General features: G+C 68.7%; 23 protein-coding genes. 9 read left to right on the top strand and 14 right to left on the bottom strand.

Annotation, left to right across the window (positions count from 1 at the left end; translation table 11 throughout):
- Positions 1-170 precede the first annotated feature (170 nt).
- Both Q9R39_RS19360 and Q9R39_RS19355 read left to right on the top strand, forming a co-directional pair.
- Complete coding sequence (locus Q9R39_RS19360; protein WP_311277996.1) at positions 171-935, top strand: SDR family NAD(P)-dependent oxidoreductase; 765 nt, start codon at positions 171-173, stop codon at positions 933-935.
- Positions 936-996: 61 nt separating this feature from the next.
- Positions 997-2,643 (top strand): class I adenylate-forming enzyme family protein, encoded by a 1,647-nt coding sequence (locus tag Q9R39_RS19355; RefSeq protein WP_311277995.1) that lies wholly within the window; start codon positions 997-999, stop codon positions 2,641-2,643.
- A 45-nt stretch (positions 2,644-2,688) separates the two neighbouring features.
- On the opposite strand, the gene Q9R39_RS19350 is transcribed toward Q9R39_RS19355, so the two are convergent.
- The gene (locus Q9R39_RS19350; protein ID WP_068972416.1) at positions 2,689-3,879 is read right to left on the bottom strand and encodes an acyl-CoA dehydrogenase family protein; all 1,191 of its coding nucleotides are present in this window, start codon (positions 3,877-3,879) and stop codon (positions 2,689-2,691) included.
- Positions 3,880-4,080: 201 nt separating this feature from the next.
- Here Q9R39_RS19350 and fabG point away from each other — a divergent pair, with 201 nt between their 5' ends.
- Together fabG and Q9R39_RS19340 are read left to right on the top strand one after the other, a co-directional pair.
- Positions 4,081-4,842 carry a 3-oxoacyl-ACP reductase FabG gene (gene fabG, locus Q9R39_RS19345; RefSeq protein WP_311277994.1) on the top strand — a complete coding sequence of 254 codons (762 nt, stop codon included), beginning with the start codon at positions 4,081-4,083 and terminating at the stop codon, positions 4,840-4,842.
- 45 nt (positions 4,843-4,887) lie between these two features.
- Positions 4,888-6,111 (top strand): acetyl-CoA C-acetyltransferase, encoded by a 1,224-nt coding sequence (locus Q9R39_RS19340; protein WP_311277993.1) that lies wholly within the window; start codon positions 4,888-4,890, stop codon positions 6,109-6,111.
- A gap of 59 nt (positions 6,112-6,170) precedes the next feature.
- Here Q9R39_RS19340 and Q9R39_RS19335 read toward each other — a convergent pair whose 3' ends face one another.
- From Q9R39_RS19335 to Q9R39_RS19310, 6 genes are all read right to left on the bottom strand, one after another.
- Positions 6,171-7,043 (bottom strand): LysR family transcriptional regulator, encoded by an 873-nt coding sequence (locus Q9R39_RS19335; RefSeq protein ID WP_058250859.1) that lies wholly within the window; start codon positions 7,041-7,043, stop codon positions 6,171-6,173.
- A 6-nt stretch (positions 7,044-7,049) separates the two neighbouring features.
- On the bottom strand, positions 7,050-7,952 hold the full coding sequence (locus Q9R39_RS19330; protein ID WP_068972417.1) for a LysR family transcriptional regulator: 903 nt from the start codon (positions 7,950-7,952) through the stop codon (positions 7,050-7,052).
- A 102-nt stretch (positions 7,953-8,054) separates the two neighbouring features.
- Positions 8,055-8,816, bottom strand: coding sequence for a crotonase/enoyl-CoA hydratase family protein (locus Q9R39_RS19325; RefSeq protein WP_311277992.1), 762 nt, complete (start codon positions 8,814-8,816; stop codon positions 8,055-8,057).
- A 34-nt stretch (positions 8,817-8,850) separates the two neighbouring features.
- Entirely contained in the window at positions 8,851-9,975 is a 1,125-nt protein-coding gene (locus Q9R39_RS19320; protein WP_165630882.1) for an MBL fold metallo-hydrolase, read from the bottom strand.
- A gap of 126 nt (positions 9,976-10,101) precedes the next feature.
- Positions 10,102-10,887: an alpha/beta hydrolase gene (locus Q9R39_RS19315; RefSeq protein WP_311277991.1), complete on the bottom strand. Its 786-nt coding sequence runs from the start codon at positions 10,885-10,887 to the stop codon at positions 10,102-10,104.
- 56 nt (positions 10,888-10,943) lie between these two features.
- Positions 10,944-12,548: an ABC-F family ATP-binding cassette domain-containing protein gene (locus tag Q9R39_RS19310; protein ID WP_311277990.1), complete on the bottom strand. Its 1,605-nt coding sequence runs from the start codon at positions 12,546-12,548 to the stop codon at positions 10,944-10,946.
- Between the two features lie 213 nt (positions 12,549-12,761).
- Between Q9R39_RS19310 and Q9R39_RS19305 the strand changes: the two genes are divergently transcribed.
- Complete coding sequence (locus Q9R39_RS19305; RefSeq protein WP_078112142.1) at positions 12,762-13,772, top strand: enoyl-CoA hydratase/isomerase family protein; 1,011 nt, start codon at positions 12,762-12,764, stop codon at positions 13,770-13,772.
- 171 nt (positions 13,773-13,943) lie between these two features.
- Here the strand turns inward: Q9R39_RS19305 and Q9R39_RS19300 are convergent, their stop codons facing one another.
- Positions 13,944-14,654: a hypothetical protein gene (locus Q9R39_RS19300; RefSeq protein WP_311278000.1), complete on the bottom strand. Its 711-nt coding sequence runs from the start codon at positions 14,652-14,654 to the stop codon at positions 13,944-13,946.
- Between the two features lie 46 nt (positions 14,655-14,700).
- The gene (locus Q9R39_RS19295; protein WP_058250853.1) at positions 14,701-16,311 is read right to left on the bottom strand and encodes a peptide chain release factor 3; all 1,611 of its coding nucleotides are present in this window, start codon (positions 16,309-16,311) and stop codon (positions 14,701-14,703) included.
- A gap of 142 nt (positions 16,312-16,453) precedes the next feature.
- Here Q9R39_RS19295 and Q9R39_RS19290 point away from each other — a divergent pair, with 142 nt between their 5' ends.
- Positions 16,454-17,341: a DUF559 domain-containing protein gene (locus Q9R39_RS19290; protein WP_311277999.1), complete on the top strand. Its 888-nt coding sequence runs from the start codon at positions 16,454-16,456 to the stop codon at positions 17,339-17,341.
- Between the two features lie 63 nt (positions 17,342-17,404).
- Here Q9R39_RS19290 and Q9R39_RS19285 read toward each other — a convergent pair whose 3' ends face one another.
- The gene (locus Q9R39_RS19285; RefSeq protein ID WP_004022635.1) at positions 17,405-18,421 is read right to left on the bottom strand and encodes a beta-ketoacyl-ACP synthase III; all 1,017 of its coding nucleotides are present in this window, start codon (positions 18,419-18,421) and stop codon (positions 17,405-17,407) included.
- Positions 18,422-18,523: 102 nt separating this feature from the next.
- The gene (locus Q9R39_RS19280; RefSeq protein WP_311277989.1) at positions 18,524-18,670 is read right to left on the bottom strand and encodes a hypothetical protein; all 147 of its coding nucleotides are present in this window, start codon (positions 18,668-18,670) and stop codon (positions 18,524-18,526) included.
- A gap of 42 nt (positions 18,671-18,712) precedes the next feature.
- Here Q9R39_RS19280 and Q9R39_RS19275 point away from each other — a divergent pair, with 42 nt between their 5' ends.
- Positions 18,713-19,780 (top strand): ATP-binding cassette domain-containing protein, encoded by a 1,068-nt coding sequence (locus tag Q9R39_RS19275; RefSeq protein WP_311277988.1) that lies wholly within the window; start codon positions 18,713-18,715, stop codon positions 19,778-19,780.
- Positions 19,777-20,541 (top strand): ABC transporter permease, encoded by a 765-nt coding sequence (locus Q9R39_RS19270; RefSeq protein WP_058250851.1) that lies wholly within the window; start codon positions 19,777-19,779, stop codon positions 20,539-20,541. The genes Q9R39_RS19275 and Q9R39_RS19270 overlap by 4 nt, the downstream gene beginning before the upstream one ends.
- 215 nt (positions 20,542-20,756) lie before the next feature.
- Here the strand turns inward: Q9R39_RS19270 and Q9R39_RS19265 are convergent, their stop codons facing one another.
- The 3 genes from Q9R39_RS19265 to Q9R39_RS19255 are packed head-to-tail and all read right to left on the bottom strand — an operon-like array spanning position 20,757 to position 23,145.
- Complete coding sequence (locus Q9R39_RS19265; protein WP_068972240.1) at positions 20,757-21,836, bottom strand: beta-ketoacyl-ACP synthase 3; 1,080 nt, start codon at positions 21,834-21,836, stop codon at positions 20,757-20,759.
- Between the two features lie 49 nt (positions 21,837-21,885).
- Positions 21,886-22,452: an aminoacyl-tRNA hydrolase gene (gene pth / locus Q9R39_RS19260; RefSeq protein WP_277242802.1), complete on the bottom strand. Its 567-nt coding sequence runs from the start codon at positions 22,450-22,452 to the stop codon at positions 21,886-21,888.
- 45 nt (positions 22,453-22,497) lie between these two features.
- Positions 22,498-23,145: a 50S ribosomal protein L25/general stress protein Ctc gene (locus Q9R39_RS19255; RefSeq protein WP_078112141.1), complete on the bottom strand. Its 648-nt coding sequence runs from the start codon at positions 23,143-23,145 to the stop codon at positions 22,498-22,500.
- Positions 23,146-23,385: 240 nt separating this feature from the next.
- On the opposite strand from Q9R39_RS19255, the gene Q9R39_RS19250 reads away from it, so the two are divergent.
- Positions 23,386-23,832, top strand: coding sequence for a limonene-1,2-epoxide hydrolase family protein (locus Q9R39_RS19250; RefSeq protein ID WP_065630910.1), 447 nt, complete (start codon positions 23,386-23,388; stop codon positions 23,830-23,832).
- The last annotated feature ends 19 nt before the right edge of the window (positions 23,833-23,851 follow it).

Genomic DNA, 23,851 nt, shown 5'->3' with positions numbered 1-23,851 from the left:
ACGGGGGCTCGCTTCGCTCGCACCTCAGGGAGCAACGGGGGCTCGCTTCGCTCGCACCTCAGGGAGCAACGGGGGCTCGCTTCGCTCGCACCTCAGGGAGCCGGGGCCGGGCTCGCAAGCTCGCCCCTCAGGGGGCACGGAACAATTTCATCGAAAGGTACTGAATAACAATGAAACTCAATGGACTGTCGGTCGCGATCACCGGCGGCGCATCCGGTCTCGGGCTCGCCACGGCCCAGCGCGTCATCGACGCCGGTGGCCTGGTCACCCTGATCGATCTGCCGACCTCGGACGGTCAGGCCGTGGCCGACGGACTCGGCGCCGCAGCGTCGTTCGCGGCCGCCGACATCACCGACCGTGAACAGTTCGAGGCCGCACTCGATGTCGCCGACGACCGAGGGGGCCTGCGCGGACTCGTGCACTGTGCCGGCGCGGGCCGGCGCATGCGCATCCTGGACAAGGAGGGCAAGGCGGGTTCGGTGGAGGACTTCGAGTTCGTCATCAAGCTCAACCTCGTCGGGTCGTTCCATGCGCTCTCGCTCGGCGCGGAACGTATCGCTCGACAGGAGCCCGTCGACGGGGAGCGGGGTGCCATCATCATGACCGCGTCGGTCGCGGCGTACGAGGGACAGATCGGCCAGATCAACTACTCGGCGTCGAAGGCGGGCATCGTCGGGATGACGCTGGTCGCCGCACGGGACCTGGCCAGCAAGCTCATCCGCGTCAACACCATCGCGCCGGGCACGATGGACACGCCGCTGCTCGCCCGGCTGCGCGACGACGTGCGCGATGCGCTCGCCGCGAGCATTCCCAATCCGGCGCGGCTCGGTAGGCCGGACGAGTTCGGTCAGCTCGCCGCGTCGATCCTGGAGAACACCTATCTCAACGGCGAAACCATTCGCCTCGACGGGGCGATCCGGATGGCGCCGCGGTAACCCGAACCCCGACACGTCCGTTCTGCTTCCCCCACAACGCCTTTCGAGAGGAATCATCGCGATGTCTGTCACGGCGCCCACCACTCTGAGCTATCCCGACGCCACGATGGCGGTGCTGCCGGCGAGTATGGCCGCCCTCTACGGCGAGCGCGCGGCCGTTGTCGACGGCGCGACGACGCTCACGTTCACCGAGCTCGACGTGCGCTCGGCCGCCGTGGCGTCGGCCCTGCGTGCGGTCGGAGTGAGCGATCGCGATGTGGTCCTGCTGTACCTGACCAACAGCGTCGAGTTCGTCGTCGCCTACTACGGATCACTCCGGGCCGGTGCGGCGGTGACCCCGGTCAATCCGTTGCAGCCCGTACCGGGTCTGCGACGTCAGATCGCGGAAACCGGTGCGGTTGTGGGTTTCACGCAGGTCGAGCAGTCCGCGCGTCTCCTGTCCGCCGCCGTCGGCACGGCGTTGACGACGGTGGTGACGGTGGACGGGACCGCGGATGCGCCGGAGACCATCGACACCGTCCCCCTCGCGGAGTTCGTCGTCGGGCACGAGACGGCCCCGCCGGTCTCGACCACGAGCGACGACGTCGCGCACCTCGCCTTCACCGGCGGCACCACGGGTGTTTCGAAGGGCGTTCGGGTCCTGCACCGCAACGTGCTCGGCAACGTCACGCAGATGATCGCCTGGCGGGCAGGTCATTCCGTGGAGGTGGGAACCGACGGTCTCCTGACCCTCACTCCCCGGTCGTCGGAGAACCCGGGGGTGGTCCCCGGGCATGCGGCGACGGTCGTCGTGTCCCCGCTGTTCCACGCGCACGCCCTCATCAACATGTCGTTTCTCCTGCTGTGCGGTGCCACGCACGTGTTCGCCGGTCGTTTCGAGCCCGGGCGGATGCTGGCTCTCATCGAGGCGCATCGGGCGTCGTATGTGACCGGGAGTCCCGCGATGTGGCATGCGCTCGCCGTGCACCCCGACGTCTCCACACGGGACCTGACCTCGGTGCGGGTGGTCTCCTCCGGCGCGGCGCCGATCGATCACGTGACCCTGGAGCAGCTCGAGAAGGCGTTCCCGGCAGCGGCGATCGTGGAGGGATACGGCCTCACCGAGGCGACGTGCCTGGTGTCCTCGGCGTCCCTGACGTCCGGGGGTCGATACCGGCTCGGGAGTGTGGGTCTGCCGACGTTCGACACCCAGATCGAGATCCGCGCCGTCGACGATCCGGCCGTCGTCCTCCCGACGGGGGAGAAGGGACAGTTGTGGGTGCGCGGCCCGCAGGTCACCGACGGCTATCTCGATCACCCCGAGAAGACGGCCGAGCAGTTCGTCGACGGGTGGCTCGACACCGGTGACATCGCCTACCGCGACGCCGACGGGTACCTCTACATCTGCGACCGTGCGAAGGACATGCTGATCTACAAGGGCTACAACGTGTATCCGCGCGAGCTCGAGGAGATCCTGGTGACGCATCCGGACGTCGGTGCGGCAGCGGTCGTCGCCCGGGAGGCGGGTGCGGTGGGGCAGGAGCCGGTGGCCTTTCTCGTCGCCCGGGACGGTCACGTCATCGACGCCGATGCGGTGTCGGACTTCGTCGCCGCGCAGGTGTTGCCCTACAAGAAGATCCGGGACGTGTACGTGGTCGACGAGCTGCCCACCTCGGCGGCCGGCAAGGTCCAGAAGGTGGCGTTGCGGGAGCGCCTGGCGAACGCCTGACAGGGTCAGCGCCGGCGCCCGAGGCGCCGGCGCACGCGCGTGTGGTCAGCGCTGCGCGCGCTTGATCAGGTTGCGCCCGATGATGAGTCGCTGGATCTCGCTGGTGCCCTCGTACAGGCGCAGCAACCGCACCTCGCGGTAGATGCGTTCCACCGCGACATCGCGCATGTAACCGCTGCCGCCGTGGATCTGCACGGCGAGATCGGCGACCTTGCCGACCATCTCGGTGCAGAACAGCTTGGCAGCCGACGGGGCGATGCGGCGGTCGGTGTCGTCGACCCACGCCCGGGCGGCCTCGCGGACGAGCGCGCGTCCGGCCATCACCCCGGCCTGCTGGTCGGCGAGCATGGCCTGGACCAGTTGGAACTCGCCGATCGCGGTACCGCCCTGGGTGGCGGTGGCGGCCCAGGTGACCGACTCGTCGAGCGCACGCTGCGCGGTGCCCACCGAGAGAGCCGCGATGTGCACCCGGCCCCGGGCCAGGCTCATCATCGCGGCCTTGTAGCCCACGTCCTCGCTGCCGCCGACCAGTGCCGACGCCGGCACCCGCACGGCGTCGAAGTGCACGTCCGCGGTCCAGGCGCCCTCCTGGCCCATCTTGCGGTCCTTGGCGCCGACGCTGAGCCCCGCGGCGTCGGCGGGGACCAGGAACACCGCGATGCCCGTGCCGTTCTCGTCGGCCGGACGGGTACGTGCGAACACGACGAACAGATCGGCCAGCGGCGCATTGGTGATGAACCGCTTCTCGCCCGTGATCACCCAGTCGTCACCGTCGCGGACGGCCTTCGTGCGCAGTCCGGCCGGATCGGACCCGGCCCCCGGTTCGGTCAGCGCGAACGAGGCGACGACCTCGCCGGACGCGATCTTCTCCAGCCACGCGGACTTCTGCTCGTCGGTGCCGAAGTGGACGAGGACCTGGCCGGCGATGCCGTTGTTGGTGCCGAACATCGAGCGCAGCGCCAGGGATGTGTACCCGAGCTCCATCGCGAGTTCGACGTCCTGGGTCAGATCGAGGCCGAGACCGCCCCACTCCTGCGGGATGGCGTAGCCGAAAAGGCCCATGCTCTTCGCCGTCTGGCGGATGTCGTCGGGGATGGCGTCGGTGTCGAGGATCTCCTGCTCCCGCGGGACCACCACCTCGCGGACGAACTCGCGCGTCGCGGCGAGGATGTCGGCGAAGTCCTCGTCGCCCACCTCGGAGGAGGTCGTCCGCGCTGAATGCATCACTCCGGTCATGCTGTCACTCTCGCGGCCGGCGGGCGAGGGGTCCAATACGAAACCGGGATCGCTGCGATAGCCGTTGCGTATGAGCGCGGACGGGTCGATCGGGGCGGAACCTCGATAGATTTGTCCCCGCGGCACTCACCGCGGGCCCGGCGCTTCGCGACCGGTTGCCCGACGACCGTCACCCCGCCGCCCTCGAAAGGACTCCGATACATGTCATCGCACCCGCCCGCCGCCGCGTTGCTGGAGGGTCGTACGGCCGTCGTGACCGGCGGAGCCCAGGGCATCGGTTTCGAGATCGCCCGCTCGTTCGTCGACGCCGGCGCGCGAGTCGTGCTCGGTGACCTCAGCCTCGACGCCGCGCAGGCGGCCGCGGACGAGTTCGGCGGCCGCGACGTGGCCCGCGCGGTGAGGTGCGACGTCGTCGACGCGGGGGAGGTCGACGCGCTGCTCGCGGCCGCGGTCGACGGGTTCGGGGCACTCGATGTGCTGGTGAACAACGCCGGGATCACCCGGGACGCGACGATGCGCACCATGACCGAAGACGATTTCGATCAGGTCATCTCGGTGCATCTCAAAGGCACCTGGAACGGCACACGCAAGGCGGCGGCGATCATGCGCGAGGCCAAGCGTGGTGCGATCGTGAACATCTCGTCGCTGTCGGGCAAGGTCGGCATGGTCGGGCAGACCAACTACTCGGCCGCCAAGGCGGGCATCGTCGGCCTCACCAAGGCCGCGGCCAAGGAGATGGCCCATCACGGCGTGCGGGTCAACGCGATCCAGCCCGGCCTCATCCGGTCGGCGATGACCGAGGCGATGCCGCAGAAAGCGTGGGACCAGAAGATGGCGGAGATCCCGATGCGGCGCGCCGGCGAGGTCGGTGAGGTCGCGAGCGTCGCGCTGTTCCTGGCGTGTGACATGTCGTCGTACATGACGGGCACCGTCCTCGAGGTGACCGGCGGCCGTTTCATGTGACCGCCGGCCCTGCTCCACGCCTCCTCTGACACCGAAAGGTCACCCATGCGCGACGTCGTCATCTGCGAACCGGTCCGTACCCCGATCGGCCGTTACGGCGGGATGTTCAAGAATCTCACCGCCGTTGATCTCGGGGTCGCCGCGCTGACGGGGATGCTCGACCGGACCGGACTCGACCCGGAGAAGGTCGAGGACGTCATCCTCGGTCACTGTAACGGGAACAGCGAGGCGCCCGCCCTGGGACGAGTCATCGCACTCGATGCCGGGTTGCCGATCACAGTGGGCGGCATGCACATCGATCGTCGTTGCGGGTCGGGACTACAGGCCGTCATCCAGGCCGCCTACCAGGTGTCCTCGGGGAACAACGACGTCGTGGTCGCCGGCGGTGCCGAGTCGATGAGCAACGCGTCGTTCTACTCGGTGGACATGCGGTGGGGTGGGGCCCGGACCGGAATTGCCATGCACGACAGCCTCGTCCGGGCGCGCTCGACCGCCGGCGGCAAGAACTACCCGGTGCCCGGCGGCATGATCGAGACGGCCGAGAACCTGCGCAAGGACTACGAGATCTCCCGGGAAGAACAGGACGAACTGGCTGTGGCATCGCACGAACGAGCGGTCCGCGCCCAGAAGGATGGCGTACTGGCCGAGGAGATCGTCCCGGTCACCGTGGCTTCGCGATCTGGTGATCAGGTCATCGACACCGACGAGCATCCACGCCCGGATGTCTCGGTCGAGTCGCTGTCGAAGTTGAAGCCGATCATGGGCAAGACGGATCCGGACGCGACGGTGACGGCGGGCAACGCCAGCGGTCAAAACGACGCCGCGTCGATGGCGCTCGTGACCACCCCCGAGGTCGCCGAGAAGCTGGGTCTACGCCCGCTGGTGAAGCTGGTGTCATGGGGTCTGGCCGGTGTGCCGCCGCGCACCATGGGGATCGGGCCGGTCCCCGCGACCGAGAAGGCGCTTGCCAAGGCCGGTCTGACGCTCGCCGACATCGACGTGATCGAGCTCAACGAGGCGTTCGCCGCGCAGGCACTCGCCGTCACCCGCGAGTGGGGTTTCGGCCGTTTCGGTGCCGGCGGCGATTTCGACCGCACCAACGTCAACGGCTCGGGCATCTCGCTGGGCCACCCGGTCGGCGCCACGGGCGGACGCATGCTGGCCTCCCTGGCGCGTGAACTGCACCGGCGCGAGGCCCGCTACGGCCTGGAGACCATGTGTATCGGCGGTGGCCAGGGCCTCGCCGCGGTCTTCGAACGCGTCAGCTGACCCCGAGACTCACCGGGCCCCACCTGATCCGCACCGGTGGGGCCCGGTGTTCCACCCGTTCATCCCGCAGTTTCGCGCACGAGGTCGACGAAGGCCTGACCGACGGCCGACAGCGACGGCGGGTGGAATGCGATGGCAAAGGGTCGCACCACATTCGGTTCGATCTCACGGATCACGACCGGCTCGTCGGCCGACTCCGCCACCGATCGTTCGAGTAGAGTGCCGCCGATTCCGGACTCCACCATCGGGAGCCGTTCCTCGCGGATCTCCGACAGCACGGCCAGCGGCGGGCGGACGCCCCCGACGCGGATCGCCTCCTCGAACTCGTCGGCCACCGAGTAGCCGCGTGGCACGAACACCATCGGGATCGCCGGCAGATTGTTCAGCGGGATCGGGCCCTCGGGTACGTCGGTGCCCGGCGGGTAGACGAGCACGTGTTCGTGTTCGCCGATCACGATCACCTCGAGGTCGTCGCCGGCGATGGGTAGGTGGGCGACGGCGAACTCGCAATGACCGTCCTCGATGGCCGACGCGGCCCTGGTCTCATCGCGTAACTCGCCGAGTCGCACCGAAACCCGCGGATAGGCGGCCCGGAACCGGGCGACGAGATCGACGACGGGCCCGACCGCGGTCGCGGCGAAGGCCAGGATCTCGAGGTGGCCGGTGAGTTCGTCCGCCGAGGCGGAGAGCAGATCGTCGACGGCGTCCATGTCGCGCACGATCTGTCGCGCGGGACCGACCATCGTGCGCCCGGCCGCCGACAGGACCATCCCGCGACCGATGCGGTGAAACAGCTGGACTCCGAGTTCGCGTTCGAGCGCCCGGAGTGCTTGGGACACGGTGGGTTGCGCGACACCGAGAGCCGACGCGGCCCCGCCGATGCCCTTGTTCTCGACCACCGCCAGGAAGTACTCGACCTGTCGCAATTCCATGGCGTGTCACCAATCCCGTGGTTCGGCGGGGTCCGGCGCGATCCCGCAGTGGACCTTCGCCGCGGAGATGAAGGCGAGGGCTGCCGGCGAGGGGAGCCCGGATCGCAGCACGAGACCCCACGGTCGGGTGAGTGGTGGGTCGAGCGCGAGCCGACGAAGTCCCGCAAGCTGCCGGTCGGCCACGGTGCGTGGGAGAACCGTTGCGCCCGTGCCCTTCTTGACCAGACTCCACACCGCGGACGGTAACTGGCAGTCGACCACCACGTTCTTGGCGTTGTCGTCGAGGAGTCCGCTGAGGAGTTCCGCGCTGATCGGGTCGCTGTGATCGACGACGAGTGGCAGCGAGCGCACCGCAGACTGCGGTATCGGTTCGGGCAGACCGTCGGCGAGCGTCGTCGGCGCCGCGACGATGAGTTCCTGCTCGGCCATCGGGATGGCGGTGAAGGTCGCGTGCTCGGCGGCCGAGTCCATGATCCCGATCTCGGCGTCCCCGGATCGCAACGCCGACAACACCCCGGTGGGACTGTCGGCGGAGACGACTCGAACCGACAAGCGTGGGAACCGTTCCCGGAACAGTCGGACGATGTTGACCACCGGGTCCACACTGAACGCCGCGTAGGTCACGATGTCGACGCGACCGGCGCGCAGTTCCCGAACCGCGTCGACCTTGGCCTTGGCGCGGTCGACGTCGGCCAGGATGCGCCGGGCGGCTACGTCGAGTTTGCGTCCGGCCTCGGTGAGTTCGAGGCGTCGTCCGGTGCGGTCGAACAGGGTGACGCCAAGACGTCTCTCGAGCGTGCGGATCGCCTGGGACAGCGACGGCTGTGAGATGTAGAGCGACTGGGCGGCCTTCGTGATGCCGCCGTGGTCGACCACGGCGACGAAGTAGGTCACGAGGTGCAGGTCCACCCCGGTCACTCTATCCGGCGCCGGGAGCGGACCGAGCGGGCCGACTCAGCCCGGCGCCGGGAGCGGAGCGAGCGGGCCGAATGAGTACTGCGCCCGGATCTTTCACTTGCCGGTCCAGCGCGGCGCGCGTTTCTCGGCGAAGGCGACCGCACCTTCCTTGGCGTCGTCGGAGACGAACACCGGACCGAGGAAGTCCCACTGCTTCTTGATCAGTTCGGGATCGGTGTAGCGGATCGCCATGGAGGTGACCTGTTTGGTGGCGCGGACGGCGAGGGGGCCGTTGGCGGCGATGACGGCGGCCAGTTCGCGGGCCCCAGCGAGTGCCTCGCCGGGTTCGGTGATCCGGTTGACCAGGCCGAACTGGTGGGCGCGTGCCGCGGTGAGCGGGTCGCCGGTGAGCGCGAGTTCCATGGCGAGCTGGTAGGGGAGGATCTTCGGGAGGCGTAGGAGGCCACCGGCGGCGGCGGCGAGTCCGCGCTTGACCTCGGGGATGCCGAACTTGGAGTCGTTTGCCGCGACGACGAGGTCCGCCGACAACGCGAGTTCGCATCCGCCGGCCAGCGCCCAGCCCTCGACGGCGGCGATGAGGGGCTTGGTCGGCGGGGCCTCGGTGAGGCCGCCGAACCCGCGTCCGTCCAGCGCGACCTTCTCGCCGCGGGCGAAGGCCTTGAGGTCCATCCCGGCGCAGAACGTGCCACCGGCACCGGTGATGATGCCGATGGTGAGGTCGTCGCGCGAATCGAGTTCGTCGATCGCGGCGGCGATACCCTCCGACACCTCGAGATTCACGGCGTTCTTCGCCTCGGGGCGGTTGATCGTGATGACGGCGACGCCGTCGGCGAACTCGGTGAGCACGGCACTCATGGGGACTCCTGGAGTTGGTGGACGGGACGGGCGGTCAGGTGTTCTCGGATGTGGAGATCTGTTGCGGCTCAGCCGGTGTGGGCTCGCCGGCGGCAAACCAGCGGATCGGCTCCGGGGTGGTCGGATCGGTCGCCGTCTCATCGGGAACGCGGGCGTCGAGGACGCCGCGTTCCTGCAGGACGACGAGATGGGCGTGGGTCTCCCGCAACGCGAGTCGGCTGAGGGTGAGGGACAGCTCCTCGAACGGGCGCGACCACGTCACCGACCGGGTGATCTCCCAGGCCGTGCTCTCCGGATACCGGGTCACGGTCGAGGCGATCTCATCGAGCCGCTCCTCGTGATGCGTGAGGAGACCGGTGACGCGGTCGCCGAGGCCTCGGAACCGGTACTCGTGGGACGGCAGCGCCTCGTGGTCACGCATCTTCTCGGTGTTGGCCAGCGAGATCAGGTAGTCGGCGAGGGGACTGTCGGTCTGCATGGGATTGGTCGAGATGTTCGGACTGATCCGCGGCAGCAGGTGGTCGCCGGTGAAGACGATGCCGGCGGTGTCGTCGGCGAAGCAGAGGTGCCCCGCGGTGTGGCCCGGGGTCCAGACGGCGCGGAGATCCCAGCCGGGGATGTCGAGCGGGGCGTCCCCGGTCAGCTCGCGGTCGACGGTCCGCCCGTCGGGCAGGCGGATGAAACCGACCAGCCCCTCGTCGGCGACCTCGGTCGGTGCGCCGAGAGCGCGGAGTTCGGATCGCGCCTGGCCGAGTTGGGTCTCCACCTCGGTATCGGAGTAGTGGCGCAGGTACCGGGAATCGTTGCGATGCATCCACAGCTCGGCGTCCACGTGCTCGAGTAGACGCGGCACGAGCCCGAAATGGTCGGGGTGCAGATGGGTCACGCCGATGGACCTGATGTCGGCGAGGTCGTGGCCGGTGGAGCGGATGCCTGCGACGAGGATGTCCCACGACTTGTCGGACGGCCAGCCGGCGTCGATCAGTGCGAGACCGCCGTCGGGCAATCCGAGGGCGTAGACCAGGACGTATCGCAACGGATTGGATCCCATGGGGACCGGGATCGACCACAGCTGCGGCCGGACCTCCTCGACCGGGGGCAACACCTTGTCGGCCCAGGCCTGCTTCTGCAGCGTGCCGGTGACCTCGATCGTGCCCATCCAGCCTCCCGCCGGGTCCGTCGCGTGGTGATACCGCTGATGATCGTTGCAGTGATCAACAGTCATCCGATCACGAGAGGCGATCGCGCTCAAGCTGTGGGCGGCTCAGACATCCTGAGGTAGGACCTATGGATCCAGGTCGGCGAGTCCGGCCGCGGCGCCGTCGCAGCTCGCCGCGACGTCGTGAACCAGTCGCCCGGTGAGTTCCGGTTGGATGAGCGGGAAGAGATGGCTCGCCCCGGGGACGATGGTCAGCGACGCGTGCTGTGATGCCTCGACGAAACGTTGTTCGTGGACCCGGAACTGGTCTTGGCTACCGTTGACGAACATCGTTCGGCCGGGGTAGCGCCGGACCTCGCCGAGCGCGTCGAACCGCTTGATCTCAGCGACGACGTCGGCGATCGACCCCAGTGCCAGTCCGCCGATCTCCATGTCGGCGGACACCTGACGTCCCACGGCGAGGCGGGTGGCCACCTGACTGATGATCGCCGCCTGACGCGGCAGGAACGCGGTGACCGCACCGAACGTCTCGAACGGCGCGGCCAGCAGCGGACTGGGCTGCGCGGTCGCGCACATCGGGACGAGGGCCGCGACGGCTTCCGGATGGCGTCCGGCGACCGCCATCGCCACGTAGCCGCCCATCGACATCCCGGCCACGACCGCCGGCCGGCCGAACCCGCTGATCTCGGCGAGCACGGCGTCCACCGCGCCGGACATCGTGAACGTCTCGTCGCGGCGCTGCCCGTGGCCAGGGAGGTCGGGGGTGGCGACCGCGCGCCTCGGGTCGGGACCGGCCACAGCCGCCGCGACCCGGTGCAGGGTCGCGCCGCTCACGCGCAAACCGTGGACGAGGACGACGGGCGTGGGTTCGACCACCGGCGCGTCGACGGGAACGGGTGCGGGCTCGGCCATCGCACGCAGTATGCCGCCGAACGGTTCTCGACGCCGCCGGCGTCACCGACTGTTCGTCAGCGGTCTGCTTCGACGTCGGTTTGTTCGGCACCGGTCTGCCCCGGCGTTCCCGCCGGTTCGCCCGGTGGGGGCACCGGTGACACGCGCCGACCGATGCCGATGCGGTCGAGGAAACCGGCATCGTGGGAGACGACCAGCAACGCACCGGTCCAGGCCTCGAGTGCGTCCACGAGTTGCGTGACGGTGTCGAGATCGAGGTTGTTCGTCGGCTCGTCGAGGATCAGCAGCTTGGGTGTCGGGTCACCGAGCAGTGCATCGGCCAGTGCGACGCGCAGCCGTTCGCCGCCGGACAGTTCGGCGAGTGCGCGATCGGCGCGCGCACCCCGGAACAGGAACCGCGCGAGATGCGCCCGCACCTCCTGCGTCGAGATGTCCGGGTGGGTCCGCGCGAGGTGCTCCGCGATCGAGACGGTCGGGTCGGGGAAGGTTATCTGCTGAGGTACGAAGGCGAACGGTACGACGACGGATTCGGAGGCGATCAACTTCGCGATCAGTGTCGATTTCCCGGAACCGTTGGGCCCCACCAGAGCCACCCGCTCGGGTCCGTCCAAGCGCAGGCGGTCATCGACGACGATCTGGGCGCGCGGGGCCACGTCCGGCGTCGGCACGACGATCCGCGCGGTGCGGTCGGTGCGGATGTCCTCGCGGGCCTCGTCGAGACGTGTTGCCGCAGAGGCCACGTCGTCACGATGGGCGTTGCGCAGTTTGCCCGCCGACACCTGCGCCTCGCTCCGGCGGTTGTGTGCCACGATCTTCGGCACCCGCTTCTCCCGCTCGGCTGTCGCGCCCGTCCGGGCCCGCCGATCGAGTTTGATCAACGCCTCGGTCATCTCGCGGCGCTGCTTGCGCAGATCGCCGGCGGCGGTGGCAACCGCTGCCTCGGCGGCGTCTTGTTCGGCGTCGATGATCTCGCGGTACCGGGAGTAGGGGCCGCCGAACAGCCGCACCCGACCTCGGTACAGCTCGACCGTCGTATCGACACGTTCGAGGAGTTCGAGGTCGTGACTGACCACGACCACCGTGCCAGGGAACGACTCGATGGCGTCGAAAAGCCGGGCGCGGGAGTCGATGTCCAGGTTGTTGGTCGGTTCGTCGAGGAGCAGGATCGTCGGGTCGGCGATGAGTGCGGCGACGATCGCCAGCAGGGTCGCCTCCCCGCCGGACATGGTGCCGACCGTGCGGTCGAGGTCGGGCGGCAGTCCCATCTGCTCGAGGAGTCCGATGGCACGCTCCTCGACGCCCCAGTCGTCCCCGACTGCGTCGAAGTCCTGCGGATCTACCGAACCGCTCTCGATTCGTCGTATCGCACAACGAATCTCGTCGATGCCGAGGGCGTGCGCCACGGTCGACGACGGGTCGGACTGCGGGTCCTGCACGACCACAGCGACATCGGTCGTCGACGTGTCGCCTGCGATCGTGATGCTGCCCGACGCCGGGCGTGATCGACCGGCGATCAGGCCGAGGAGGGTGGACTTGCCCGCACCGTTCGCGCCGATGAGGGAGTAGGTCTCGGCGCCCAGGGCGAGGTCGAGGTGTTCGAAGACGACTGTCCCGTCGGGCCAGGCGAACGAGACGTCGGACAGCACGATGGAAGACGGCATGAGCGCTCCTGAAGTGGGTCGGGTACACCGACAGGGCGTCGGTGGGGTCCGTCGGCGGTGCCGACGGCCGGGGCCACTTCAGTTCTTCATCGCGGTGGATCACTCCTGGCGGGTCTGGGGGCAAGTGGTGACCACCGTAGCGGACGCGCTCGGAGTTGCCAACGGAATTAACCGCCGACGAGTCGGTTCCGGGCTCACCGCTACGGTTGGGGTATGTCATTTCTCCGCACCTCGGTGTCCAACGGCGTCGGCGAGATCGTCCTGGACCGGCCCAAGGCTCTCAATGCGTTGGACCAGAGCATGATCGACGACATGTACGTCACGCTCGGCGAATGGGGTGACGACGACGCGATCGACACCGTCCTGGTCACCTCGGCGAGCGACCGGGCGTTCTGCGCCGGAGGCGACATCCGTGCGATCCGCGAGCACGCCATCGACGGCGACCACGCCTCGATCAGCCGCTACTTCGCCGGCGAGTACCGGCTCGATCAGCTCGTCGCCGACTACCCGAAGCCCTACATCAGCCTGATCGACGGGGCGGCCATGGGCGGGGGTCTCGGGATCAGCGTGCACGGCGAGATCAGGGTCGTCACCGAGAAGGCGATGATCGCCATGCCCGAGACCGCGATCGGGTTCTTCCCCGACATCGGTTCGACCTACTTCCTGCCGCGGCTCCCGGAGGGCGTGGGCATGTGGCTCGGACTCACCGGCGCCCGGATCCGCGGTGTGGACGCGGTCGCCGTCGGACTGGCAACGCATTTCGTGTCCTCCGCCGACCTGCCGGCGGTCGCCGACAGCATCCGTTCCGGTGCCCCGCTGGCCGACGCGCTGGCCACGTCGGGGACCGAGGACACCAGCGACGTGCCGTTGCGCAAGATCGGCGAGTACTTCGCCGACGACAACGTCAACGCCATCCTCGGCGGCCTGCGCGGCGCGGTCGGCGACGACTGGGCCCAGGAGATGGTCGGTCTGCTCGAGGGTGCCTCACCCACCAGTCTGTGGGTCACCGCGGCGATGATCAGCGCCGGGGCGAGGTCGGGGATAGACGAGTGCTTCGACCGGGAACTGCATGCCGCAGAGGAGATCACGAAGACCCACGACTTCCGCGAGGGGGTGCGGGCCGTGCTCGTCGACAAGGATCGCAATCCCGAATTCGATCCGGCGCGCATCGACGACGTCGATCCCGCCGTCGTGGCCCGGATCGTCGGTGCCACCGCTGGTTGAGCCGCCTCCCCGCTGGTTGAGCTTGTCGAAGCCACTGGTCGGGTTTGCGAGGTCGGTTGCCGAGGTGGCCTCGACGGACGCGGCGTCCTCGCTACGCTCGGTCGACGCTGCTCGACCAGCGGGGGGTGGCGTCCTTACCACGCTCGGTCGACGCTGCTCGACCGGCAGATCTCAGGGCGTGAGCTGAAACCACCCCGACAACGACACGCTGTCGGTCGAGTTGCCCTCGGACTCCGGCTGTTTCGTGGCCGACGACTCGTCGAGGTCGTAGCGGACGTCGTCGTCGGGCGCGAGCGGGTTGGCCTCGACCCGTGTCGCCGTCGGGCAGGTGAACGAGCCGGCCGCGAGTGAGCTCGACATGCCGCTCACGCTGAGCTGGCACGCGGACGAGTGGTGGTAGTCGCCGTTGATCGAGACCCCGATCTGGGCGTTGATCGGTCGTGCCAACGGCCCGACGGTCGGACGCGTCGCGCCCACCGGTGGCAATAGGCCGCCGGTCAGTTCGCTGATCAGGAACTCGATCTGCGCGCCGCCGGTGCCGGCGTCCTTGAACACGAAGAGCAGCGAGTCCGGCGGCACGTCGGGCCGCGCCGGGCCCCACCGGTCGAACTCATAGCAGTTGGGCTCGTCGGCGGGGGTGGCGCCCACCGCGGGTCCGCGCCGGGAGTCCGCCGGCGTGTCCGCGACCGCGATTCTGATGTTGCCGTGACGGAACTCGAAGTTCTGGCCACTGCGGTCGACGTTGCCCTGCGGTGGTTTCTCGGTGCAGAGCGTCGAGTCGACCGGGCGTGCGGTCGGCACCGGCGTCGAGGTGGTGGGCGTGGACTGGTGCGGGGCGTCGGAGCCACAGGCGGTGACGAGCGACGCCACCGCCGCGCACATCAGCACGGCGGCGCGTACCGGCCGGCGCCGTGTGCTCGTCGACCGGTCAGTCCGCTGCCGCGACAAGGGGTTCGAGAGTGAGGTCGGGGTGTTCCTTCTCGATGTACTGCAGGCGCCACTTGTCGCTGAAGAGCGCGAGAACGGCGCCGTCGGTGCGGGTGAAGACCTCGACGCCGCGTTGCCGATTCAGTTCGGGCGCGCTGTCGGCATCCGTGCGACGGGCGAGGGTGTAACCGAGCGGCTCGATGATGGTGTCGACGTTGTACTCGGCCTTCATCCGCGCGGTCACGACCTCGAACTGCATCGGGCCGACGGCGGCGAGCACCGGCGACGCATCACCGCGGGTGTCGTTGCGCAGGACCTGGACCACGCCTTCGCTCTCGAGCTGGTCCATGCCCTTGCGGAACTGCTTGTACTTGTCTGCGGTGGTGGCACGCAGGGTCGAGAAGTGTTCGGGCGCAAAGGACGGGATCGGCGGGAACTGCACCTTGGGGCCGTCGTAGAGAGTGTCGCCGGGAGCGAGCGCGGTCGCGTTCACCAGCCCGACCACGTCACCGGGGTAGGCGGTGTCGACCGTCGAGCGGTCGCGGCCGAAGACGGCCTGGGCATACTTGGTGGCGAACGGCTTTCCGGTCTGCGCATGGGTCACGACCATGCCGCGTTCGAACTCGCCGGACACGATCCGCATGTACGCCAGGCGATCCCGGTGGCTGGAGTCCATCCCGGCCTGCACCTTGAAGACCACCGCGCTGAACGGGTCGGTCACCGGCCGTGGATTGCCCTCGACGTCGGCCCGCGGCCCGGGCGGGGGAGCGAGCTCCACGAGGACCTCGAGGAGTTGCCGCACACCGAAGTTCAGCATCGCGGACGCGAAGATCATCGGCGAGGTCTGCCCGGCGAGGAACAATTCCTGATCGTGGTCCTGGCCCATCTCGGTGAGCAGTTCGCTCTCCTCGAGTGCCGAGGTCCACTCGTCGCCCTCGCGAGCCAGCGCGTCGTCGGCGGACATGATCTCCTCGGGCGCGATCTTCGCGCCGCCCGCGGTACGGGTGAAGTGCACGTACTCGCCGGTGCGCCGGTCGAGGAGACCACGGAAGTCGCCGGCGATGCCGACCGGGAAGAACAGCGGGGTCGGGGTGAGGCCGATGCGCTCGGTGATCTCGTCGATCAGTTCGAGGGGGCTCTGACCCGGCCGGTCCCACTTGTTGATCACCGTGATGACCGGGATGCCCCGGTGGCGGCACACCTGGAAGAGTTTGAGGGTCTGCGGCTCGAGTCCCTTGGCGGCGTCGATGAGCATCACCGCGGCGTCGACCGCGGTCAGCACGCGGTAGGTGTCCTCGGAGAAGTCGGCGTGACCCGGGGTGTCGACGAGGTTGATGACGCTCGGGATCTCGGGGTCGGCCTGGGCTGCGGCCGAGTAGTTGAACTGCAGCGCCGTCGAACTGACGGAGATGCCGCGCGCCTTCTCCATCTCCATCCAGTCGGAGACGGTCGACTTACGTCCGGCCTTGCCGTGGACGGCGCCGGCCTCGCTGATCATCCGCGCGTGCAGCGCCAACGCCTCGGTCATCGTCGACTTGCCGGCATCGGGGTGGGAGATGATGGCGAAGGTACGACGACGCGTCACTTCGCGACTGATCACCTCGGAACTCACGAGGTTCCAGGCTACCGGGCGTGCAGGGGGCGGCCAAACTCGCTCGGGGCGGAGTGCCGGGGCAGGTTGTGCCGGTATGCGGCACCTTGTGCCCCCGCCCAAAAACTGGGAACCCGTCAACGTTGCTGTGCGTCTGATGGTCGTGCAGCTTCCACCGGGCCTTCGGCGCCGCGTTCTCGCCCGTGACGGGGTACTGACCATGGCGGATGCGCTCGAATTCGGCCTCACGCGGTCCGCGGTCCGGCGTCGAGTCGATTGCGGAGACTGGATGCCGCACACGCGCGGGGTGTATTCGCTCGCCGATCATCCGACGACGCCGGCCACCCGTGTGCGACTGGCAGTCGCGAGCGTGGGCCGCGGTGCGGCGCTGTCCGGATCGGGAGCGGCGTGGTGGCACGGGCTCCTCGACGAGCCGCCGAAGAAGTTCACGGTCACCGCACCGCGATCGCGGCATGGCTCTCCGGTCGAGGGCGTTCGGGTCCGGCGCCGCTGCCTCGCGGACGCGGAGGTGGTGACCCGCAAGGACTTGCTCGTGACAGCCTTGCCGCTGTCCGTGCTGGAAGCCGCACTCGAGCGCGACAGTGGAGTCCTCGACAACGCGCTGCTCGTTCGCAAGGTCTCGCTGCGTCAGCTGCGCGTCGCCGCTGATCGTCGACGTGGCAAGGAGGATGGACCCGCGATCGCGGCCCTCGTCGACGGCGCCGAATCCGGCGTGCGCTCGGTGGCGGAGCGGCTGGCTGTCGACGTGTTGGGCGCCGGAGGTGTGAGCGGTTGGTCGTGCGGTCACCCGGCCGGCGGGTACTTCATCGACCTCGCGTTCCCGGATCGGCTGTTGGCGGTGGAGATCGACGGGATGGCGTTCCACCGCGACGCGGAGACGTTCCAGCGAGACCGCCGACGCCGAAACGACCTCATCGCATTGGGTTGGACCGTCCTCAACTTCACGTGGAGTGATCTGCGGGAGCGGCCCGACGACGTCGTGGCGCGTGTCCGCCAGGCGCCCGGCTTGCAGCGCGACCGGCCGGCATGACAAATCCGGGGGCATCAAGAGCCGCTGAGCGGATCAGATTGCCCCCGGACTCGACACTGCGCCCTACTCGAACGGAACCGGCGGCATGGTGACGACCTGCGCGGCGTAGGAGAGTCCGGCGCCGAAGCCGAGGAGCAGCGCGGTCTGGCCGGGCTGTGCCTTGCCGGTCGACAGCAGGTCTTCCATGGCCAGGGGAATCGAGGCGGCGCTGGTGTTGCCGGTGTACTCGATGTCCTTGGCGACGACCGCGTCGTCGCGGAGTTTGAGGTTCTTGGCGAGCAGTTCGTTGATACGGGCGTTCGCCTGGTGCGGCACGAATACGTCGAGGTCCTCGGAGCCGAGCTTCGCGGCCTCGAGGGCGCGGTGGGCGACCTTGCCCATCTCGAAGGCGGCCCACCGGAACACCGCCGTGCCCTCCATGCGCAGGTAGGGACGCTGGGTGCGGTCGCTGTCGAGGAAGGTGACCCAGTCGAAGTCCTGGCGGATCGCGTTGAACTGCGAGCCGTCCGAGCCCCAGATCACCGGGCCGAGCTGCTGCTGCTCGGTGGGTCCGACGACGACCGCGCCGGCGCCGTCGCCGAAGATGAAACAGTTGGTGCGGTCGGTCATGTCCATGGTCACCGAGAGTTGCTCGGCGCCGATGACCAGCACGTGGGTGGCGCTGCCGCCGCGGATCATGTCGGAGGCGAGCGCCATGCCGTAGCCGAAACCGGCGCAACCGACGGTGACGTCGAAGGCGGGCACGCCGTTGCAGCCGAGTTCGGTCGCGACCTTGGTGGCTCCGGCCGGGGTCAGCAGCAGGTGGGTGTTCGTGGCGAGGATGACGGCGTCGATGTCCGAGCCCTGCAGCAGCGCGTTGGCGATCGCCTTGCGGCCGGCGTTGACCGACATCTCCATGACGCTCTCGTCGCGACGCGCGAACCGGCGCGTCTTGATTCCCGTTCGGGTGTAGATCCACTCGTCGGAGGAGTCGATGTGCTGGCAGATCTCCTCGTTGGTGACGACGCGTTCGGGGCGGTACGCGCCGATGCCGAGCATGCCGATGTTGTTGATGCCAGTGGTGTCTGCGATGACCGCCATGGTGAACCCTTCCCAAAACGTGCCCGGCGAATATGTGACCCGACATACGACGGTACTCACACCGCCTCTTACTGGGAAGTAGCGGGACCCCGCCCGCAATCGTTACGGAGTTGCGGAATGCGGACCGAAGTCGTCCTCGATGAGCGGGATGCTGGTCCGCAGGTCGGTCGACCACCGCCGGGGCGTCGGAAAGCGGCCCGCGGTCACGACGATCAGCACACGATGACGTGCGCGCAACGCCGAACGCACGAGTCAGCACACCATTCGACGGCATCGAGAAGGGGAGTCCGCATGATCCACGCACGCGGGTTGGTCCAGGTGTTCAGCACCGGGAAAGGAAAGAAGAAGCGCGAGGTGAGGGCCGTCGACGGCGTCGACCTCGACATCGCCGAAGGGGAGGTGGTTGGGTTCCTCGGGCCCAACGGCGCGGGCAAGACCACCACGCTGCGCATGCTGACGACCCTCCTGCGGCCGACGGCGGGAACCGCGACCGTCAACGGTTACGACGTCGTCGCCGACCCGGTCTCGGTCCGCCGCAGCATCGGCTACGTCTCGCAGGCCGGCGGCACCTTCAGCCAGGCCCAGGCCGGCGACGAGATCGTCGATCACGGCATGCTCTACGGGCTGTCCCGGGCCGAGGCGACCCGCCGCGGCCATGCCCTGTTCTCCCAGCTCCAGCTCGACGGCCTGTGGGAACGCCAGCCCAAGAACATGTCCGGCGGGCAGAAACGCCGGCTCGACATCGTGATGGGCTTGGTCCACGAACCGTCCCTGGTCTTCCTCGACGAGCCGACCACCGGCCTCGACCCGCAGGCGAGGGCCAATCTCTGGGACCACATCCGGCGTCTGCGCACCGAGCGCGGCGCGACGGTCTTCCTGACGACGCACTACCTCGACGAGGCCGACGAACTGTCCGATCGGATCATCATCATCGACAACGGCCGGATCGTCGCCGCGGACACCGCCGACAACCTCAAGGCGCAGGTGTCCGGCGACCTGGTGGCACTCGAGGTCGCCGACTCCGCGGCCGTGTCCACCGCCGCGGAGAAACTGGCCTCGGTCACCGGTGGCCGCGGAGACGGCCGGATCGAGATCGACGGTCGGCACGTTCGGAGCCGGGTGCCGCGGGCGGGCCGGGCCGTCCCCGGACTGCTTCGCGACCTCGACGCCGCGGGCATCACCCTCGACTCCATCGAGGTGATCCGCCCGACCCTCGACGACGTCTTCCTCACCCTCACCGGTCGGTCGCTGCGTGACGCCGAGACCGAGCGGGGCAACGAGATCCATTCGGAAACAACCGATTCGACGAGCGCCGACGCCCCGTCGGCCGAACTCAACCAGCAGGGAGCCAGCCGATGACCACGTTCCTCCGCGAGAGCACCATCGTGTTCCGCCGACAGATCCGCATGAACCTGCGCAACCCGGCCTGGGTCCTCATCGGGGTGATGCAACCGGTCCTCTACCTCGTCCTCTTCGGGCCGCTGCTGAAGCCCCTCGTCGCGCAGTTCCCGGGCGGCGCCGACAATCCGTACACGTTCCTGGTCCCCGGTCTGCTCGTGCAGCTCGGTCTGTTCGGCGCGTTGTTCGCCGGATTCAGCCTGATCGGGGAATGGCGCGAGGGTGTGATCGAGGCCGAACGGGTGACCCCGGCCAGCCGCACCGCCCTGCTCACCGGTCGACTCATGCGCGACATGCTGCAACTTCTCGTGCAGGCGCTGATCCTGGTGGTGCTGGGCTATCTGATGGGCATGCGGGGTTCGGTGATCGGCGTGATCCTCGGCATCATCATCACGATGCTGATCGGTGGCGCGTGCGCCGCGGCGTCGAACGCCCTGGCGCTGACCACGAAGAGTGAAGATGTGATGGCGCCGCTCATCAACATGGTCATGATGCCGGTCCTGTTGCTGTCGGGCATCCTGCTCCCGATGACCCTCGGGCCGTCGTGGCTGCAGAGTCTCAGCGACTTCATGCCGTTCCGGTGGATCGTCGACGCGGTGCGCGACACCTTCTCCGGCGACCTCGCCAGTGCTCAGGTCCTCTGGGGCGTCCTCGCGTCGCTCATCCTGGCCGGACTCGGAACCCTGTGGGGCACTTCGGTGTTCCGCAAGGAGAATGCCTGAGGGGTGAGCCCACCATTGCTCCCTGAGGAGGCCGGAGCTTGCGAGCCCGACCCCTGCTCCCTGAGGAGCGAGCTTGCGAGCGTCACGAAGGGTCCTGGCGAGATGCGTCGCCAGACCCTTCGTGACGCGCCCTCCGCAAGCTCCGGGCGCTCCTCAGGGAGCGGGGGTGACGCTCGCGAGCTCGCTTCTCCAAGAGCAGGGTCGGGCCCGAAGGTTCAGTCGAAACTGGTGATCGCCGGGGCCGGGGGCAGGGTGACGACCGCGCCCGCGTAGCTCAGGCCGGCGCCGAAGCCGAGGAGCAGCGCGGTCTGTCCGCCCCTCGCCTTGCCGGTGGCGAGCATCTCCTCCATGGCGAGCGGGATGGAGGCCGCCGAGGTGTTCCCGGTGTTCTCGATGTCGTTCGCCATCGGCAGGTGGTCGGGGAAGCCGAGGTTCTTCTTCATCAGGTCGTTGATGCGGGCGTTGGCCTGGTGGGGCACGAAGACTTCGATGTCCTCCACGCCGACGCCCGAGGTCTCCAGCACGGTGGCGAGGGCCCGGGGCAGGGTGACGGCCGCCCAGCGAAACACCTTGGGTCCCGCCATCGTCACCACCATGCGACCGACCGGGTCGGTCTCGGGGTCTTTGTCCTGGTAGGCCTGCGCGCGGTCCATGTACTCGGGGATGTCCCAGTTCTGGCCGATCGCCTCGGCGTTCTCGCCGTCGCTGCCCCAGACGGTCGGGGAGATGCCGTTGTCCGCGCTCGGCCCGACGACCACGGCCCCGGCTCCGTCGCCGAAGATGAACGCGGTGTTGCGGTCGGTGGGATCCATGACCACCGACATGGTCTCGACGCCGACGAGCAGGACGTACTCGGCGCTGCCGGCGCGGACGGTGTCGGCGGCGACGCCGAGTCCGTAGCCGAAGCCGCCGCACCCGGCGGCGACGTCGTAGGCGGGGATGCCGTTGAGCCCGATGTCGGAGGCGACGATCGGGCCACCGTGCGGGATCTTGGTCTTCCAACTGTTGGTGGCGAGGATCAGCGCACCGATCTTCTCCTTCGCCACCCCGGAGTTCGCGATGGCCCGCTCGGCGGCCGCGGCGGCCATCGAACGCGCCGACTCGTCGCCGCTGATCCATCGGCGGTTGCGGATACCGCTCCGCTCGAAGATCCACTCGTCGGACGAATCGAGGACCTGGCAGACCTCGTCGTTGCTGACCAGGCGTCGCGGACGGTAGGCGCCGATGCCGAGCATCGAGACGTTCTGGTGTCCGGTCTTCACCGAGAGGTTGACCACTGTTGCCGATCCCTTCATTGCCCGCCGCAGCGATTCTACGGCCGCGCGGCCGCCGAATTCGGTGTCCTCACCAGGCGTGCACGGTGTTCTGCGCGGACTCCAGATCCTGTCCGAGCAATAGTTCGACGGCGTCGCAACCGTTGGCGATGAGGAGTTCGACCTCGCTGCGAGCCGAGGACGGAAACGGTTTCAACACGAAATCGGCGGGATCCTGCCGGCCGGGTGGCCGGCCGATGCCGATGCGCACGCGCAAATAGTCGCGCGTACCGAGTGCCTGACTGAGCGACCGCAGCCCGTTGTGGCCGCCCTCGCCGCCGCCCCGTTTGAGACGGACGGCGCCGAAGTCGATGTCGAGTTCGTCGTGGACGACGATCAGGTCGTCAGTCGTGACCGAGTAGAACTTGGCGAGCGGGCCGATCTGACGGCCGGACTCGTTCATGTAGGTGCGGGGTCTGGCCACGAGTACCGACTGGCCGCCGAGGCGTACCTCGGCGACCTCGGCACCGGACTTCTTGTGCACCTTCCAGCGCTCGCCGGCCGAGGCGACGAGGCCGTCGGCGACCATCGCGCCGACGTTGTGCCTCGTCTTCTCGTACTTGGACCCTGGGTTGCCGAGTCCGACAATGAGTTTCACCACTTACGCAGTTTCACCACCCGAACCGGGCAGTCGGTGGTCGGATTACTCCGACTCCGCAGCGGCTTCCTCGGTCGCCTCGCCCTCGGCGTCGCCCTCGGCTGCGGCGTCTGCCGAGCCGTCGGCGTCGGACTCGGTGGCGGCGAGCTGCGCCTCGGTGACCGACACGATGAGGGTCTCGGGATCGGCGGTGAGGGTCACACCCTCGGGCAGGTCCAGATCAGAGGCGTGCACGGACAGGCCGATCTCGGCGCCCTCCACGCTGACGACGATCTGCTCGGGGATCGACAGGGCGTCGGCCTCGACCTCGACGACGCTGGCGTCCTGGACGACGAGGGTGCCCGGGGCGGCGTCGCCCTCGACGATGATCGCGATCTCGACGGTGACCTTCTCGCCACGACGGACGATCAGCAGATCGGCGTGCTCGATGTAGTTGCGGATCGGGTGGACGTCGACCTGCTTGGTGAGCGCGAGCTGGCTGGAGCCCTCGATGTCGAGGTCGATGACGGCGTTGAGGCCGCTGTTACGCAGGATGGCGGCGAACTCGCGGGCCGGGAGGTGCAGGTGCTGGGGGTCGGCGCCGTGGCCGTACAGCACGGCGGGGACCTTGCCCTCGCGACGCGCGCGGCGGGCTGCGCCCTTGCCCTTCTCGGTACGGGTGCTGACGGACAGCTTGCTGGTCTGGGTGGCCATGACGGTCTCCTCGCGATCGGTGGGTACGTTCTGTCGGCGTCGCGACGAGCAACACCGGGCACGAGTTCCGACCGCGGGCGTTCCATTCGCCCGGAGGGCGTGAGGAAGACCTGCGATGGCCGCGCCGATCACGGTGACTGGGTCACCCTCGCCGAGACAACGGCGATCAGAGTAGTCGATGACCTGCCGGGATGTCACATCGCCCGCTCGGTTCGCCGCGCTGGGGGATACTGGTCTGCCATGACCTCACAGACGCCGATCGAGATCGTGACGACCCTGCTGGACGAGTTCGCGCGGGGCGACGTGCCCGCCGCGCTGGAGACAATCGACGACGACATCGCCTACACGAACGTCTCGCTGCCGACGATCCGCGGCAAGCGGAAGGTGGCCGGTGTCCTGGGCGGAGTCGCGCGCAAGGAGTCGGTGGGCTTCAACTACCGGATGATCAACGTGTCCGCCGACGACACCGGCGTGGTGCTGACCGAGCGCGTCGACGAACTCCGGTTCGGGCGGCTGCATCTCCAGTTCTGGGTCTGCGGCCGGTTCGAGGTACGGGAGGGCCGGATCACGGTGTGGCGCGACTACTTCGACTACTTCGACATGACCAAGGCGCTCGCGCGGGGCGTCGCGGCACTGGCCGTGCCGTCGGTGCAGCGGCCGCTGCCCGCGCCGGCCGTGTCGGCCTGACCTGGGCGCTGCCGCGCCC

This window comes from Gordonia sp. AC31, from assembly GCF_031844505.1.
Taxonomy (GTDB): domain Bacteria; phylum Actinomycetota; class Actinomycetes; order Mycobacteriales; family Mycobacteriaceae; genus Gordonia; species Gordonia hongkongensis.
This window is presented reverse-complemented; position numbering and strand designations above follow the sequence as displayed.

Coding starts and splice junctions, on each gene's coding strand:
- Q9R39_RS19360 (WP_311277996.1), top strand. CDS start 171: ATGAAACTCAATGGACTGTCGGTCGCGATCACCGGCGGCGCATCCGGT.
- Q9R39_RS19355 (WP_311277995.1), top strand. CDS start 997: ATGTCTGTCACGGCGCCCACCACTCTGAGCTATCCCGACGCCACGATG.
- Q9R39_RS19350 (WP_068972416.1), bottom strand. CDS start 3,879: ATGACCGGAGTGATGCATTCAGCGCGGACGACCTCCTCCGAGGTGGGC.
- fabG (WP_311277994.1), top strand. CDS start 4,081: ATGTCATCGCACCCGCCCGCCGCCGCGTTGCTGGAGGGTCGTACGGCC.
- Q9R39_RS19340 (WP_311277993.1), top strand. CDS start 4,888: ATGCGCGACGTCGTCATCTGCGAACCGGTCCGTACCCCGATCGGCCGT.
- Q9R39_RS19335 (WP_058250859.1), bottom strand. CDS start 7,043: ATGGAATTGCGACAGGTCGAGTACTTCCTGGCGGTGGTCGAGAACAAG.
- Q9R39_RS19325 (WP_311277992.1), bottom strand. CDS start 8,816: ATGAGTGCCGTGCTCACCGAGTTCGCCGACGGCGTCGCCGTCATCACG.
- Q9R39_RS19320 (WP_165630882.1), bottom strand. CDS start 9,975: ATGGGCACGATCGAGGTCACCGGCACGCTGCAGAAGCAGGCCTGGGCC.
- Q9R39_RS19315 (WP_311277991.1), bottom strand. CDS start 10,887: ATGGCCGAGCCCGCACCCGTTCCCGTCGACGCGCCGGTGGTCGAACCC.
- Q9R39_RS19310 (WP_311277990.1), bottom strand. CDS start 12,548: ATGCCGTCTTCCATCGTGCTGTCCGACGTCTCGTTCGCCTGGCCCGAC.
- Q9R39_RS19305 (WP_078112142.1), top strand. CDS start 12,762: ATGTCATTTCTCCGCACCTCGGTGTCCAACGGCGTCGGCGAGATCGTC.
- Q9R39_RS19300 (WP_311278000.1), bottom strand. CDS start 14,654: ATGTGCGCGGCGGTGGCGTCGCTCGTCACCGCCTGTGGCTCCGACGCC.
- Q9R39_RS19285 (WP_004022635.1), bottom strand. CDS start 18,421: ATGGCGGTCATCGCAGACACCACTGGCATCAACAACATCGGCATGCTC.
- Q9R39_RS19275 (WP_311277988.1), top strand. CDS start 18,713: ATGATCCACGCACGCGGGTTGGTCCAGGTGTTCAGCACCGGGAAAGGA.
- Q9R39_RS19270 (WP_058250851.1), top strand. CDS start 19,777: ATGACCACGTTCCTCCGCGAGAGCACCATCGTGTTCCGCCGACAGATC.
- Q9R39_RS19265 (WP_068972240.1), bottom strand. CDS start 21,836: ATGAAGGGATCGGCAACAGTGGTCAACCTCTCGGTGAAGACCGGACAC.
- Q9R39_RS19255 (WP_078112141.1), bottom strand. CDS start 23,145: ATGGCCACCCAGACCAGCAAGCTGTCCGTCAGCACCCGTACCGAGAAG.
- Q9R39_RS19250 (WP_065630910.1), top strand. CDS start 23,386: ATGACCTCACAGACGCCGATCGAGATCGTGACGACCCTGCTGGACGAG.